Consider the following 12,124-nt stretch of genomic DNA (forward strand, 5'->3'; position numbering starts at 1 on the left):
CCCTCAGACCGCTCCGGCGCCGGTCAGCGAGCGGACCTCCGTCTGCGCGTGCTTGGCCTCGTCCGGCTCCTCGCCCGAGGTGACCGTGCCCAGCCAGCCCGCCAGGAACCCGAGCGGGATCGAGACGATCCCCGGGTTCTGCAGCGGGAAGTACTGGAAGTCCACACCCGGGAAGAGGGATTCCGGGCTGCCCGAGACCACCGGCGAGACCAGGACCAGCAGCACCGCCGGGACCAGGCCCCCGTACACCGACCAGACGGCTCCCCGCGTGGTGAAGCCGCGCCAGAAGAGCGAGTACAGGAGCACCGGCAGGTTCGCCGAGGCCGCCACCGCGAAGGCCAGCCCGACCAGGAACGCCACGTTGAGGTCCTGGGCGAGCAGTCCGAGGGCGATCGCCACCGCCCCGATGCCGACGGCCGCGACCCGGGCCACCGAGACCTCACTGCGCTGCCTGGCACGGCGCCGCTTGAGGGAGGCGTACAGGTCGTGGGCGACGGAGGCCGACGAGGCCAGGGTGATGCCGGCCACCACGGCCAGGATGGTGGCGAAGGCGATGGCCGCCACCAACGCGAACAGCACCGCGCCGCCGGTGGATCCGGCGCCCCCGCCGAGGAAGGCCGCGAGCAGCGGAACGGCCGTGTTGCCGGAGGCGTTGGAGGCCCGCACTTCGTCCGGGCCCACCAGCGCCGCCGCCCCGAAACCGAGCACGATGGTCATCAGGTAGAAGCCGCCGATGAGCGCGATCGCCCACACGACCGAGCGGCGCGCCGCCCGCGCGGTGGGCACCGTGTAGAAGCGCGACAGGATGTGCGGCAGCCCGGCGGTCCCGAGGACCAGCGCGAGGCCGAGGCTCATGAAGTCGACGCGGGCGGTCCAGTCCCCGCCGTACTTGAGGCCGGGCCCGAGGAACCTGGACCCGTGCCCGCTGCGGTCGGCGGCGCTGGTGAGCAGCTGGTCGAAGTCCCCGTGGAAGCGCAGCAGGACGAGCACGGTCAGCGTGATCGCCCCGCCCATCAGGAGGACGGCCTTCACGATCTGGATCCAGGTGGTGGCCCGCATCCCGCCGAAGGACACGTAGACCACCATCAGCGCCCCCACCCCGATCACGGTCAGGGTCCGGGCCGTCGCGCTCGAACTGCCGAGCAGCAGGCCGACCAGGCTGCCCGCGCCGACCATCTGTGCGACCAGGTACAGCACGGAGACGACGACCGAGGAGGTGCCGGCCGCGATCCGCACCGGACGCTCGCTCATCCGGGCGGCGACCACGTCGGCGAGGGTGAACCGCCCGCAGTTGCGGACCAGTTCGGCGACCAGGAACAGCACCACCAGCCAGGCGACGAGGAATCCCACCGAGTAGAGCATGCCGTCGTAGCCGAACAGGGCGATCAGACCGGAGATGCCGAGGAAGGAGGCGGCGGACATGTAGTCGCCGGCGATGGCGAAACCGTTCTCCATCGGTGAGAACAACCGGCCGCCCGCGTAGAACTCCTCGGCCGACCCGTGCCGGTTCCGGCTGACCCAGGTGGTGATGCCCAGGGTCACCGCGATGAAGACGCTGAACAGGATCAGCGCGAGGGTCTGGTGTTCGGTGGTCACCGGCCGGCTCCCCTCGCCCGGGTCCGCTCCTGGTCGCGTTCCTGCTCGAAGACGGTCCAGCGCAGGTCGAGCGCGGCCCGGTCCCGGCGCAGTCGCGCGTGCCGGGCGTAGGCCCAGGTGAGCAGGAAGGTGGTGAGGAACTGGCCGAGGCCCGCCAGCATGGCCACGTTGACCGCGCCCACCACGGGCCGGGCCATCACCCCGGGCGCGGCGGTGGCGGCGACCACGTAGGCGACGTACCAGAGGAAGAAGCCGGCGGTCGCGGGGACGACGAACCCGCGGTAACGGCTGCGGACCTCCTGGAAGGCGGCGCTGCGCTGCACTTCGAGGTAGATGTCGGATGCCCCGTGCGCGGGGCTGTTGCCGGGGGCCGGGCGCGGCGGGAGCGTTTCCTCGCCTTCGCCCCAGCCGACGGCCAGCGCGTCGTACCAGGGGTCGTCCAGCCGGATCGTTCCGGCATCACGACCTTCGTGCTTGTCCACCGAACTCTCCTTGTCCGCTGCCGCATTGGCCGCGTGCCCACAAGGATGTGCTCAATAGTCGCTTTCCGGACTGGTGTACCGGCGCTCTTCACTCCAACAGGTGATGGAGGGAGGAGCGCCGGTGTGCCGTGGACATCTCGGAGCCGTTGGCGGCGGGCTCCGCCGGCCGTCGGCTCCGGCCGGGTCAGGCGTCGATGCGCGAGCGGTCGAGGGTCGCCGCCGAGCTCGTGATGAACTCCTTGCGCGGTGCCACCTCGTTGCCCATGAGCAGGTCGAAGACCTGCTCGGCCGAGTCCAGGTCGCCGATGTTGATCCGGCGCAGGGTGCGGTGGCGGGGGTCCATGGTGGTCTCCGCCAGCTGGTCCGCGTCCATCTCGCCCAGACCCTTGTAGCGCTGGATCGAGTCCTTGTACCGGATGTTCTTGCGCTGGTACTCCAGCAGGGTCTGGCGCAGCTCGTTGTCCGAGTACGTGTAGACGTACTTGTCCTGGCCCTTCTTCGGCTGGACCAGCTCGATCCGGTGCAGCGGCGGCACGGCCGCGAAGACCCGGCCCGCCTCGACCATCGGCCGCATGTACCGCTGGAAGAGCGTGAGCAGCAGGCAGCGGATGTGCGCGCCGTCCACGTCGGCGTCGACGAGCAGCACGATCTTGCCGTAACGGGCCGCGTCGATGTCGAAGGTCCGGCCCGAGCCGGCTCCTATGACCTGGATGATCGCCCCGCACTCGGCGTTCTTGAGCATGTCCGAGATCGAGGACTTCTGAACGTTGAGGATCTTGCCGCGGATGGGCAGGAGCGCCTGGAACTCCGAATTCCGGGCGAGCTTCGCCGTACCGAGGGCCGAGTCGCCCTCGACGATGAAGAGCTCGCTGCGCTCCACGTCGTCGCTGCGGCAGTCGGCCAGCTTGGCGGGGAGCGAGGAGGTCTCCAGCGCGGTCTTGCGGCGCTGCGCCTCCTTGTGCTGCCGGGCGGCGATCCGGGTCCGGGCGGCCGCGACGATCTTCTCCATCACCGCGCGGGCCTGCTGCTTCTCGTCGCGCTTGGTGGAGGTCAGGAAGGCCTTGAGCTCCTTGGCGACCACGGCGGCGACGATCCGGGTGGCCGCGGAGGTGCCGAGCACCTCCTTGGTCTGGCCCTCGAACTGCGGCTCGGCGAGGCGGACGGTGACGACGGCGGTCATGCCCTCCATCGCGTCGTCCTTGACCACGTCGTCCTCGGCGACGCGCAGCAGCTTCGCCGAGCGCAGCACCTCGTTCACGGTCTTGGCGACGGAGCGCTCGAAGCCGGTGATGTGGGTGCCGCCCTTGGGGGTGGCGATGATGTTCACGAAGGACTTGACGTTGGTCTCGTAGCCCGTGCCCCAGCGCAGGGCGATGTCCACCCCGAGCTCGCGCGTGACCTCGGTGGGCGTCATGTGGCCGCGGTCGTCGAGGACCGGGACGGTCTCCTTGAAGGTGCCCGTGCCGCTCAGGCGCAGCACGTCGCAGACGGCCTTGTCCTGGGCGAGGTACTCGCAGAACTCGCTGATGCCGCCGTCGAAGCGGAACGTCTCCTCGGTCTTGCCGGCGCCGTCGATGCCGCGCTCGTCACGCACGACGATGGTCAGGCCGGGGACGAGGAAGGCGGTCTGGCGGGCGCGCTGGTAAAGCGTCTCCAGGGTGAGCCGGGCGTCCTTGAGGAAGATCTGCCGGTCGGCCCAGTAGCGGATCCGGGTGCCGGTCTTGCCCTTGGCGATCCGCTTGATCTTGCGCAGGCCGTTGGCGGGGTCGAACGGGCTGTCGGGGCCCTGCTCGGTGAAGATGCCGGGGACGCCTCGCCGGAAGCTGACCCCGTGGGTGGAGCTGCCCCGGTCCACCTCGACGTCGAGCCGGGCCGAGAGGGCGTTGACCACGGAGGCGCCGACGCCGTGCAGGCCGCCGGAGGCCGCGTACGAGCCGCCGCCGAACTTGCCGCCGGCGTGCAGCTTGGTCATGACGACCTCGACGCCGGACAGGCCGGTCTTGGGCTCGACGTCGACGGGGATGCCGCGGCCGTTGTCCCGGACCTCGACGGATGCGTCCTCGTGGAGGATGACCTCGATGTGGTCGCAGTAGCCGCCCAGGGCCTCGTCGACGGAATTGTCGATGATCTCCCACAGGCAGTGCATCAGGCCACGACTGTCGGTCGAGCCGATGTACATGCCGGGGCGCTTGCGGACGGCCTCCAGCCCTTCGAGGACGAGCAGGTGCCGCGCGGTGTAGTTGGAACCGTCCCGGTCTGCTCCGGACAGCAGCGCGCTGGAAGGCACGGACGTGTCGGCGGTCACGCAGTTCGCTCCTCGCTGAATTTCTTTTCTGGCCCTGTCGGGCGCAGGGGTGGCTCGGCTGCCGCTCGAAGGGTACCGAGGCCAGGTAGAGCCGATGCAACGCCACCCTCGCGTGGTGCTCACCCTAGTCCAGATCCGCACGAACGTTCGATCCCCCGGGCGGGTGAAGGAAACATCACGTTCCCTTCCGCGCATGAACCATTTAGGGTTCGGGCACGTCCTCATGAACAACCTGGCACTCACGCCGGGGGAGGATGGAACTGCAACAAGCGCACGACTGACAACGCGAAACCGTAAAGCAACGCAATACGGCTCCTTCGCCGCCAACCGGCAACAGCCGGCCAGCTTCGGAAGGAAGTTTCGAGGAAAAGCCGCGAGCGGGAACGTTTTCGGCCTGGTTGGATGTTGACCCTGGTACGACAGCTCGTCGAGCTAGAGAAGAGGCGACGTGACTACTGTTCTGACACCCGCGACCCCGCTGACGGCCGCTGACCGATGCGACCGTTGCGGCGCCCAGGCATATCTGCGCGTCGTCCTGCTGAGCGGCGGTGAACTGCTCTTCTGCGCCCACCACGGTCGCAAGTTCGAGCCGGAACTCAAGAAGATCGCCGCGGAAATACAGGATGAGACCGAGCGGCTTACGTCCGCTCCGGCTGCCAATGCCGAACCCGAGGACCGCTGACACAAGGCCTACACCTCGCATCCGACGAGCCAGGACCGGCGATGCCGGTCGACGGGCGGCACCCCTGAGACCCAGGGGCGCCGCCCGTCCTCACATCCACGGCCGCCCGCGCTCGGGGCGGGCGGCCGTACGTATGGTCGCTAGCCCGTGCGGTGCCCCCGTACGGGCCCTGCACCCGGTACGGAGCGCCTGCGGGCCTCCCATGCGGTGTCCTGGACCCCGCCGGGCTGCGCGCCCGTCTCCGGGGCCGTCACGAAGCCGGCGAGGGGAGCGATGCGCGTGTACACCCCCGGGCTGTCCGCTCGCCCGCAGCCGCGGCCCCACGAGACCAGCCCGATGAGCCGCCCCTGCGCGACGAGCGGTCCGCCGCTGTCGCCCTGGCAGGCGTCCCGGCCGCCGCCGCTGTCCCCCGCGCACACCATGGACTCGGCGCGGTACTGCCCGTCCGCGTCCCCGGGGTAGGCCCGCCCGCACACCTCGTCCGCCAGCACCGTCACCCGGGCGGCCCGGAGCGCATACGCGTAGTCACCGAAGCCGCTGGTGTCGCCCCAGCCGTAGACGGCCGCCTCGGTCCCGGCCTCGTACGCGGAATGCCCCGCCTCCGCCATGGGAAGCACGTGGAGGGCCGGCACGGCCTCGCCCAGTTCCAGGACGGCGAGGTCCCCCGCGTTGCTCTGCGGATCGTAGGCCGGGTTCACCCGGGCCCCGCGCACGGCGATCTCCCGGCCGCCGGCCGCCGTCAGCTCCGTACGCCCGACGATCACCCGGAAGTCGGGCACGGATTCGACCGGGCCGCCCAGCACCTGGCGGCCCAGGCAGTGGGCCGCGGTCACCACCCGGGTCGGAGCCACGACGACTCCCCCGCAGAACTGCCCGCCCCGCGTACCCCCGAACCGGTCACGGCTGGCCAGCGCCACGACCCAGGGGCTGTCGGCCACGCTGACCGGCTTCCCGCCGATCACCACACTGTCCGCGGCCGCCTGCGGCATCTGGGCCAGCGGCGCCGCGGCCGCTCCCGCCGCCAGGGTCAGCGCTCCCGCCAGAGCACGGGCAAAGGGACGACGCATGAGGCCTCCTGACTCCGAGTGTGCATGACTCCACCCAGAGTGGGATGCCCGGTGGCCGAGCGCACCCTCGCGGCCACCCGCCGTCGTCCCCGTACCGGTCAGTCCAGGTAGTCGCGCAGCACCTGGGAACGGGACGGGTGCCGCAGCTTCGACATCGTCTTCGACTCGATCTGGCGGATCCGCTCACGGGTGACCCCGTAGACCTTGCCGATCTCGTCGAGGGTCTTGGGCTGACCGTCGGTGAGGCCGAAGCGCATCGAGACCACGCCGGCCTCGCGCTCGCTCAGCGTGTCGAGCACCGAGTGCAGCTGCTCCTGCAGGAGCGTGAAGCTCACGGCGTCGGCCGGGACGACCGCCTCGGAGTCCTCGATGAGGTCACCGAACTCGCTGTCGCCGTCCTCGCCGAGCGGGGTGTGCAGGGAGATCGGCTCGCGGCCGTACTTCTGGACCTCGATGACCTTCTCGGGGGTCATGTCGAGTTCCTTGGCCAGCTCCTCCGGGGTGGGCTCGCGGCCCAGGTCCTGGAGCATCTGGCGCTGCACGCGGGCGAGCTTGTTGATGACCTCGACCATGTGGACCGGGATGCGGATGGTGCGGGCCTGGTCGGCCATGGCGCGCGTGATCGCCTGCCGGATCCACCAGGTCGCGTACGTGGAGAACTTGTAACCCTTGGTGTAGTCGAACTTCTCGACCGCGCGGATGAGGCCCAGGTTGCCCTCCTGGATCAGGTCCAGGAAGAGCATGCCGCGGCCCGTGTAGCGCTTGGCGAGGGAGACCACGAGGCGGAGGTTGGCCTCCAGCAGGTGGTTCTTCGCCCGCCGGCCGTCCTCGGCGATGATCTCCAGCTCGCGCTTGAGCTTGGGCGCCAGCTTGTCGGAGTTCGCCAGCTTGTCCTCGGCGAACAGGCCGGCCTCGATGCGCTTGGCGAGCTCCACCTCCTGCTCGGCGTTGAGGAGGGGGACCTTGCCGATCTGCTTGAGGTAGTCCTTGACCGGGTCGGCGGTGGCGCCGGCGACCACGACCTGCTGGGCGGGGGCGTCGTCCTCGTCGTCGGAGATGACGAAGCCCTTGTTCTCGCCGCCCTCCTCCTCTTCCTCGGCCTCGGCCTTGGCGGCGTCGGGACCCTCGTCGGGGGCCTCGTCCTCGCCCTCGTCGGCGTCCTTCTTGGCCGCGGTCTTCTTCGCCGCCGTCTTCTTGGCCGCGGTCTTTTTGGCGGGCGCGGCCTTCTTCGCGGCTGTCTTCTTCGCCGCCGTCTTCTTGGCCGCGGGCTCGGTTCCCGGGTCCTCCGCGAGGACGTCCGCGATCTCCGGGTCCGCCGTCCCGGCTGCCGGGGCCGCGGCGGGCGCGGTCGCCGCGGGCTGCGCTGCCGTCGTCCTGGCCGCGGTCTTCCTGACGGGCTCGGTGGCCGTCCGCTTGGCCGGGCTCTTCGCTGCGACGCTCTTGCGGGGGGTGCGCTTGGGCGACTCCGCGGCACTGACCATCAGCGTCACACCCTCTTCCTCGAGGATCTGGTTGAGGCTGCGCAGAACATTCTTCCACTGGGTCGCAGGAATCTGGTCAGCCTCGAAGGCCCGACGCACGTCATCGCCGGCGATCTGCCCCTCGGCCTTGCCCCGCTCGATGAGCGCCATCACAGACTCGGAATCGGCGATCTCCGGCGGGAGCGTACGGGATGTGCTGGCCGACACGAACAACCTCTCGGAACGATGGGAACGGCTTCCGACGCCGGGCCTGGAGGTGCTGGACCGGAGCCGACGACCACTGACCGGGATGGGCCGGCGGCGCGGGCAGGGGCCGGGGAGCTGCACAGCACCCCCAAGGGCTGCTGTCTTCCCTCCGTCGGCCATCACCTCTTAGGTCATCGCGTGACCTCGCAGAGTGTTACGCCCAATCTTCGTGGCCCGAGTCACACCTCGTACGGACGGACGCCGATCAGGGGGTCGTCACGCGGTCCGGACGGGGTCGGACCGCCGTCGCGGAGCGCCCCACACGGGTGTCGCCGGACCCGACCGGGCCCGGCGACACGTCCTGCACACCCCCACGCCCCCGCGCGTCCGGCCGTCAGTGCTCGCGCGGGGCGGGGACCACGCGCTCTACCTCCGGATGCACCGTCAGGAGCTGGCGCATGGCGTTCTCGGCGCCGAGCGCGTCACCCGCTGCGAGGGCCTCGACCATCCGCGCGTGGTGGGCGACACAGGCCTCGCTGGGCCGGTCGCAGGCGGTGATCGGGCTGCCGGAGACCTGGAGGGCTGCGGAGACGATGCCGGAGAGGTGCTCCAGCATGCGGTTGCCAGCGACCTGGATGAGGAGCGCGTGGAACTCGTTGTCGGCGCGCGCGAAGGTGATCGAGTCGCCCTGGCCGAGCGCGTGGCCCATGATCTCGACCATGTCGGCGAGGCGCTGCTGGATGTCAGGCCGGCCGTGGCCGGCGGCGAGGCGGGCGGCGAGCGGTTCGATGGTCCAGCGCAGCTCGCCCAGCTCGCGACGCTGGTCGTCGCGCTGGGGCCCGAAGGCGCGCCACTCGATGATGTCGGGGTCGAGCAGGTTCCAGTCCGCGACGGGGCGGACCCGGGTGCCGACGTTGGGGCGGGCACTGACGAGGCCCTTGGCCTCCAGGACCCGCAGCGATTCGCGGACGACCGTACGGGAGACCTCGAAGCGCTGGCCGATCTCCTCGGGGACCAGGGGCCGGTCCGCTCCGAGGTCACCGGAGACGATCATCTGGCCGAGCTGCTGGACGAGTTGGCCGTGCAGTCCGCGGCCGCGGCTGCCTGCCGCGCGGCGGCCGACCCGGCTCAACTCGACGTCGGCGCCGTCCCAGTGGGGCGCTCCGACGCGGTCGGACCCGGGGGCCTCCGCGTAGGGGTAGCGGTCGAGTTCGCCCGGGCCGGCGAGGCCGGAGTCGGCGTGGCGGGCGGCGGTCATCATGGTGTGCGCAAGGGTACTCACGAATCCTTTGTCGGCCTTGCCTCCATGACCCTTGAGGTCTTTGGTGAAAAGCACACGAAAGGGTGATCGGTGCCACCTACGCAATTGACGACTTATCGTAAAGAACCGGGCCTTTTGCGGGGAGTTGCGGTCCGCTTGACGCGACACGGACGGCATCGGTCCCGTCCGTGACTTCTCCGGCATCGGAACGATCACCAACGGACCCTGTTGCGCAGTCCGGTGAACCCATAGGCGCACAACAGGACCATCAGCGACAACACCAGCGCGGTCCCGACGGGTTGGGCCATCACCCGCAGGGCCCCCACGAGCAGCCGGTCCGCCTCCGGCGGCCACTGCACCCAGGTCAGGCCCCGCAGCCGGGGCCCGAGCCCGGTGACCGGGTAGGCGGACGAACCCTCCAGGGCCTTGCGCACCAGCGGCACCACCATCACCGGTACGGCGAGCACCGCGGCCAGCCCGGCGGTCGCGGACCGGAAGACACCGGAGGCCAGTACGCCGGCCCAGGCGCAGCCGATGAGCAGCCCGGCCCAACTCACGGCCGGGGACAGCCACTCCACCGGGGTGCGCAGCGGGCCGCTGTCGAAGACGAGCGCGAGGGCGGCGACGTCGGCCGCCACGGCCAGGGCGCCGAGCAGAAGGGCGAGGACCCCGCAGACGCCGAGCTTGGCGGTGAGCAGCCCCAGCCTGCGGGGCACGGTGCCGCGGTCGGCGGCGAGCGCGGGGTAGCGGTACTCCTCGCCGAAGGCCAGCGCGCCGAGCAGCCCCGCGCCGATTGCGGCCGGAGGCAGCGGCAGCAGCTCGGGCCAGGCGGCGAGCAGCCTGTTCTGCGGGGGGGTCTGCCCGGCCCGGGCCAGCACCAGGCAGGTGAGCACGGAGACGGCGACGACGAGGGCGGCGGTCAGGACGGGCGTGGCGGTGCCGAAAACCCGCAGGAGCTCGTAGCGCAGCGGCCGCAGCGGCCCGCCCACGCGACGCACGGCCGAGGCGGGCCGCCGGGGACGGTCCTGCCGGGGGCGCCGGCCGGAGTCCCCGTCTCCGGCCTCTGCGAGCTCCGGCGAGCTCGAAGAGGCGGAGGCGGCAGCGGAGGCGGAGGCGGCTGCACGGGCGTGCGGGACCGGAGCCGTCGACGAGCCGGCGTCACCCGTCTCGTCGGCGAGCTGGTGGACCAGCACACCGTGCCGGAACGCTGCCTCGCCGACCTCGGCGCAATTGCTGCCGTACACCGAGAGCCGGCTGCCGCTCTCCTCGACGATCTCCACCGAGCGCTGGGCCGCCCGGGCCTCCCGGCCCAGCACGTCGGCCAACCGGGCGGCGTGCGGGGTGCGCACGGCGACCCGCGGCCGCAGTCTGGTCCGGGCGAACTCGGCGGCGTCCTGGTCCGCGACGAGCCGGCCCGCCTCGATGCTGACGACCCGGTCGGCGCTGCGGGCGGCCTCCTTCGCGTCGTCGGTGGTGAAGAGCACGGCTCCGCCTTGGGAGGCGTGGCCGCGCAGCAGCCCGTGCAGCCAGCCGCGCTCGCGGGGGGAGAGTCCGGCGCCGGGCTCGTCCAGGAGCAGAGTGCACGGATCGGCGAGCAGCGCCGAGGCCAGCGCGACCCGGCGCTCCATGCCGAGCGAGAGCGAACCGAGCCGCTGGTCCCGGAGGCCTGCGATGCCGACGACCTCCAGCATGGTGTCGGCCCGGGAGGCGGGCACCCCGGCGGCGGCGCAGAGCATCCGCAGCTGGTTGCGGACGGTCCGTGAGGGGTTGCCGGGCACGTCGCCCAGCAGCACGCCGACCTCACGGCCGGGGTACGGGAGCCGGTGCAGCGGGCGGCCGCGGAAGTAGGTGACGCCGCGGCCCGGTTCGAGTTCGAGCATGAGCCGCAGCGCGGTGGTCTTGCCCGATCCCGGCTCTCCGAGCAGGGCGGTCACGTGCCCCGGGCGGGCCTCGAAGGTGAGGTCGTCCACGAGGGGCGGGGCGTCGGGGCGGTGTTTGCTGGTGAGTCCGATGGCCTGGAGCATCGCTTCTCTCGCGGGGGGTGAGACCGCTCTGCGGCAGGGTGAGTACCGCAAGCAAGATAACGCGATATGTCCGATTTTCTATGCAACCGGTCCGATGGTGTGCCGATATTGCCGTCAGACTCGGTACGGCTGCCGGACCCGGTCCCCGCGCCGCCCGCCCCGCCCCTGCGGGCGCATGGGGTGCGGTGTCAGACTTCGGGGCGCAGCATCGGCGGGTTGAGCAGCGTGGCCCCGCCGGCACGGAACAGCTGGGCCGGACGCCCGCCCTGACGGGTCGTCGTCCCTCCGGCCGGTACCAGGAACCCGGGGGTGCCGGTGACCTTGCGGTGGAAGTTGCGCGGGTCCAGGGCCACGCCCCAGACGGCCTCGTAGACCCGGCGCAGCTCGCCGACGGTGAACTCGGGCGGGCAGAAGGCGGTGGCCAGCGAGGAATACTCGATCTTCGAGCGGGCCCGCTCCACGCCGTCGGCGAGGATCCGGGCGTGGTCGAACGCGAGCGCCGTGGCCGCCTCGTCGTGGGCGGCCAGCAGCTCGTCCACGGGGGCCCAGCGGGCGCTGTTGGCGTCGCCTCCGGCGCGCGGCGCCGGAAGGTCCGGAGCCAGTACCAGGTGCGCCACGCTGACGACACGCATCCGCGGATCCCGCTTCGGATCGCCGTACGTGGCCAGCTGTTCGAGGTGCGCCCCGTTGCCCGCGCCGGGCAGGGCGGGATCGTGGGCGCACAGGCCGGTCTCCTCGGAGAGCTCCCGCGCGGCGGCACCGGCCAGGTCCTCGTCCCCGCGGACGAATCCGCCGGGCAGCGCCCAGCGCCCCTGGAACGGCTGCTCACCCCGGCGGACGACCAGCGCGCAGAGCGCGTGGCGCCGTACGGTGAGCACGACCAGGTCGACGGTGACGGCGAAGGGCGGGAAGGCCGACGGGTCGTAGGGCGACATGCCGCGATCATAGTCGTCTGCCTGACGATAAACAGCTCTTTGGTGACCTTGAAGAGACGGTTCCGGAGGTGGGAGGGCGGCGGCCCGTCCTGCTGCCCGCCGCGA

The 12,124-nt window shown here is 71.4% G+C and carries 9 protein-coding genes; 1 reads left to right on the forward strand and 8 read right to left on the reverse strand.

From position 1 onward, the window contains the following. Positions 1-3: 3 nt before the first annotated feature. From ACZ6JT_RS29355 to ACZ6JT_RS29365, 3 genes are all read right to left on the reverse strand, one after another. Positions 4-1,596, reverse strand: a complete 1,593-nt coding sequence (locus ACZ6JT_RS29355; RefSeq protein ID WP_469214289.1) for a solute symporter family protein — start codon at positions 1,594-1,596, stop codon at positions 4-6. After that, positions 1,593-2,078 carry a DUF485 domain-containing protein gene (locus ACZ6JT_RS29360; protein ID WP_469214291.1) on the reverse strand — a complete coding sequence of 162 codons (486 nt, stop codon included), beginning with the start codon at positions 2,076-2,078 and terminating at the stop codon, positions 1,593-1,595. Before ACZ6JT_RS29360 ends, ACZ6JT_RS29355 begins: the two co-directional genes overlap by 4 nt. A gap of 184 nt (positions 2,079-2,262) precedes the next feature. Further along, positions 2,263-4,383, reverse strand: coding sequence for a DNA gyrase/topoisomerase IV subunit B (locus tag ACZ6JT_RS29365; protein ID WP_469214292.1), 2,121 nt, complete (start codon positions 4,381-4,383; stop codon positions 2,263-2,265). Between the two features lie 448 nt (positions 4,384-4,831). Between ACZ6JT_RS29365 and ACZ6JT_RS29370 the strand changes: the two genes are divergently transcribed. Continuing rightward, entirely contained in the window at positions 4,832-5,065 is a 234-nt protein-coding gene (locus tag ACZ6JT_RS29370) for a DUF7455 domain-containing protein (RefSeq protein ID WP_030016583.1), read from the forward strand. Between the two features lie 140 nt (positions 5,066-5,205). On the opposite strand, the gene ACZ6JT_RS29375 is transcribed toward ACZ6JT_RS29370, so the two are convergent. From ACZ6JT_RS29375 to ACZ6JT_RS29395, 5 genes are all read right to left on the reverse strand, one after another. Further along, entirely contained in the window at positions 5,206-6,132 is a 927-nt protein-coding gene (locus ACZ6JT_RS29375; protein ID WP_469214295.1) for a serine protease, read from the reverse strand. Positions 6,133-6,230: 98 nt separating this feature from the next. Beyond that, positions 6,231-7,820 carry an RNA polymerase sigma factor gene (locus ACZ6JT_RS29380; RefSeq protein WP_469214296.1) on the reverse strand — a complete coding sequence of 530 codons (1,590 nt, stop codon included), beginning with the start codon at positions 7,818-7,820 and terminating at the stop codon, positions 6,231-6,233. A 373-nt stretch (positions 7,821-8,193) separates the two neighbouring features. Continuing rightward, positions 8,194-9,135 carry a FadR/GntR family transcriptional regulator gene (locus tag ACZ6JT_RS29385; RefSeq protein ID WP_469214298.1) on the reverse strand — a complete coding sequence of 314 codons (942 nt, stop codon included), beginning with the start codon at positions 9,133-9,135 and terminating at the stop codon, positions 8,194-8,196. 137 nt (positions 9,136-9,272) lie between these two features. After that, positions 9,273-11,084 carry an ATP-binding cassette domain-containing protein gene (locus ACZ6JT_RS29390; RefSeq protein ID WP_469214301.1) on the reverse strand — a complete coding sequence of 604 codons (1,812 nt, stop codon included), beginning with the start codon at positions 11,082-11,084 and terminating at the stop codon, positions 9,273-9,275. Positions 11,085-11,272: 188 nt separating this feature from the next. Then, a complete protein-coding gene (locus tag ACZ6JT_RS29395) occupies positions 11,273-12,019 on the reverse strand; it encodes an NUDIX hydrolase (protein WP_351597784.1) in 747 nt (248 codons plus the stop codon). Positions 12,020-12,124: the final 105 nt, after the last annotated feature.

This window comes from Streptomyces sp. NPDC046308 (assembly GCF_055588065.1).